This window comes from Caballeronia sp., from assembly GCF_028292365.1.
GTDB lineage: Bacteria > Pseudomonadota > Gammaproteobacteria > Burkholderiales > Burkholderiaceae > Caballeronia.
Map to the genome: position 1 here is coordinate 1 of NZ_JAQGMM010000465.1, position 3,467 is coordinate 3,467.

Annotated in this window: 2 protein-coding genes and 1 pseudogene; 1 reads left to right on the plus strand and 2 read right to left on the minus strand. The window is 56.7% G+C overall.

Annotation, left to right across the window (positions count from 1 at the left end; genetic code table 11):
- A pseudogene (locus tag JWR14_RS27180) lies at window positions 1-1,072 on the minus strand (malate synthase A); the annotation flags it as partial.
- A gap of 244 nt (window positions 1,073-1,316) precedes the next feature.
- The gene (locus tag JWR14_RS27185) at window positions 1,317-2,465 is read right to left on the minus strand and encodes a glycosyltransferase (RefSeq protein ID WP_299714868.1); all 1,149 of its coding nucleotides are present in this window, start codon (window positions 2,463-2,465) and stop codon (window positions 1,317-1,319) included.
- Window positions 2,466-2,775: 310 nt separating this feature from the next.
- On the opposite strand from JWR14_RS27185, the gene JWR14_RS27190 reads away from it, so the two are divergent.
- Entirely contained in the window at window positions 2,776-3,204 is a 429-nt protein-coding gene (locus JWR14_RS27190) for a DUF3293 domain-containing protein (RefSeq protein WP_299714871.1), read from the plus strand.
- Window positions 3,205-3,467 lie beyond the last annotated feature (263 nt).

Genomic DNA, 3,467 nt, shown 5'->3' on the forward strand with positions numbered 1-3,467 from the left:
GCATCGATAACAACTGCCGCCCTCTCGCGCCCACCGCGCGGCGTTGCGCCTCGGAATCGTGTCGATCGGGAATCTGCGTGGCAACACCGCCCAGCGCATGCGTGCCGCGTCGATGACATGTTTGGACCAGAAGCTCGGTGTAAGCGCGCATGAATGGCAAGCCCATCGTCAATTCCGCACGGTCGGGCAGGACAAAATCCGGTCGATTCCGGAACTCTTTCGCAATACTGAACAGATAGTCCCAGCGACCGGCAATCAGTCCCGCAGCGTGAGGGCCAAGAGCATGCAGGATCTCGTCCATTTCGTATGCAGCGCCAATGTGCTCGATAAGCATGGTGGCGCGGATGCTGCCGCGAGGAATGCCAACCCAGTCTTGCGAAAATTCGAATACATCGTTCCAGAGCTTTGCTTCGAGGTGGTTCTCAAGCTTCGGCAAGTAAAAGTAAGGCCCGCTGCCACGCTCTAGCTGCCTGCGCGCGCAATGAAAGAAGTACAGGCCGAAATCGCCCAGACTAGCCGATGCAGCTTGTCCATCGACGACCACATGCTGCTCGGGCAAATGCCAGCCGCGCGGCCTGACCACGATCGCCGTCATGCTACCTTCGAGTTTGTATTGCTTGCCCCGCGGGTCAAGGTAGGTGATATCGCCCATGACCGCTTCTCTCAGGTTTCGCTGACTCGCCATGGCGTTGTGCCAGGTGGGCGACATCGCGTCCTCCAGATCGGCCACCCATACTTGTGCATGAGCATTGAGCGCATTGATGACGATCTTACTGTTCTCCGCGGGACCGGCTATCTCGACTCGTCGGTCGACCAGATCTTTGGGAGGTGCGGGAACGCGCCAGTCCGGATCATTGCGGATGCCGCCTGTGCTGGATAAGAATTCGAAATTGCCGCCGTTCAGGCGATGGCCCGAACATTCTTTGCGGTAGCGGAGAATGTGCTGACGCGGTTGCGAAAATTCGCGACTCAGTGCCGCTATAAAGTCCGTGGCTTCAACGGACCACACATCCGGGAATAGCTCCGCCCCATCGCTTTCGATGAAACAGCTCGCGCGAGTTGTCTTGGCCAACCTGAACTCCACAATGTAATTGTGTGTTCCCTGCCGGTTAGTCCTGCGCGCGGCGGTTGGTTTTCACTATCGACGTTGTAGCGGAATTGTTCAAGCGTGAAGGGGAAATACCGCGTTGCGGATTTCCGCACAATGCGTGGTCTGGCAATGCCATTAATGGCGAATAAATTTTGACCGCCTGAGGCTCGATCTATTTCTATTCTGGGCGATCAAATTATGTAATAACCAAGCGCCTCGTTTCAGACTAAACGCGCACAAGCGGCATTGCTTTTTCGCTCGACTCCGAGTCGAGCAGCATTTGATGCGTGAGCATGACGTGCTGCCGGGCGAACCCACGCGTGGTCAGATCTTTTGATACCAACTCCTGCTGCGCGCGACGAATCCGCGCAGTCGTACCTTCGGGATCTGCGCCTAGCGCAGCGACAGTCTCGCGCAAGCTTTGCGCATCGTGTACCGGTACGTATGAGACGGAGTCATCTGCAAAATAGTCGGACAGACCGCCTATGCCGGATGCAACCACCGCCTTGCCGGCCATCACCGCTTCCAGCAAAACCGTAATGCCCGATGCATGGTGATTGGGATGAAGCGGTACGACGATCACGTCGGCCCATTCATAGAGCGCACGTTGCTCGGCTAACCCCGACACCGGCGCGACCACAATGTTATCGGCCCGATCAGGACGCGTGACCTTGCGCTGGGTCGCGAGCCGCGCGCTAAAGCGTTTATCGTTTTCAAATGCAGCCATGAAGGTCTGCCAATCGCGATCACGATCGTTACCAATGGCGGCCACGCGCAACGGTTCGTGGGGATGCCACTCGGATACCGGCTGCAACGGGAAGTCATCCGTGCTGATGCCATAGAGAACCACCGTTGCTTCACGGTTCCAGAATTTCTTCACCAGCGCGGCGTTGTCGTGGGTATGCGTCGTCAGCAGGTTTGCGCGACTCAGCAGCCTCTTGAAGATCACGCGCTTGAACACGCTAAGCGATTCCCAGATGTCGAGCAACCACACGCATTGTGCAAGCAGGAGGGGTCTATGCGGACCACACTTGAGGATCAGCAATAACGCCGTCGAAAGATACTCGCGCTCCGTATGCGTCCAGATCACGTCCGCTTCCAGCAGCGCACTGCGATTGCGAAACGTGTGAACGAGATCGCAGCCAAGAAGTGCTTTCAAGCCGCGTCGAATAGTACGGAGAACACGTCCTTCGGGATGATCCTGGGAATACGAAAGGGTCATCGATTCCGACTCGGCGTAGTGATACCCGTACAGGCATCCGACGTTCTCGTCCTTACGATACCGGCTTGGATCAACGCCATAGTAAAGATGCACATGAACGCTGGTTGGCGGCATGCGCTTAACCGTCTCTTTCCCCAGGATAGGTGAATCCATATGTCCCTCGATACCAATGCTTGTGCCCGCGCCGAGTGCGCCGAAAAACGCATCGTACAGGTGTTGGGCGACGCGATGAGTGCCGCGACTCAGGACATTCATGCTGAGCGAGAGGTAGCTAACACAACGGTCTTTCTCGCACCGGTATCGTGTGTTCGACCGCGCGCACAATGGATGACGGAACTCTGGTATGGCCGGCGTTTTTGTCGAAGGCTTCGCGCGAAAATTCGTACGCAACAACGCACGATCCAGTCTGATACGATTTCTACAGAATGCAGCCGGCTTTCGCCGCGGCGCCAAGGAGATTGCTTTGCAGTTCAATTCGGCCATCGGCCTGGACACGCTCCGGGCTTACGAGGAAACGCATTATCGTGTCCTGGGTGATGCCCCGGCAACGCTGCGCATAGGGCACGCCAACCCCGATCTCGCCAAACTTCATCGGACCTTCGGCGTCGACTGCAGTGCGTTTGTCACCGCAGCGAATCCGTTCAGCACATTGATCAGTGCAATGGCCAACGCGGCCCGGCAAGCCGCACTTGCAGAGCAGCTTGCGATAATGGGTCTGCGCTTTATCGAAGGGATCGGTGAGCATCCGTTGGGAACATGGGCGGGTGAACCGAGTTTTTTGGTCCTTGGCCTAAAACTTAGTGATGCCAAGCAACTTGGTACGAAACATGAGCAAAATGCGATCGTATGGTGTGGCTCGGACACCGTGCCTCAACTGATCCTGCTTCGATAATTCGTACAAGTGGCTAACGCTAAATGGCTCAGGCCAACGCGATCAAGACAGGACGACCCTCGACTCAAGCAAACCATGAACGAGTCGTCCGTGCGGCCATCAAGAACCTGCATAGATGTTGCAGAAGCTGTACGGTCCGACACAGGCTTCATGACTCGGGCTGCCGATATTCGCAAAGCGCGACGAACTGACGCTCGAACCGGCTGCGACGCCACCATAGGCCGACGCGCCTTGCTTTGCCTGCGTGACCTGATTCGTATAGA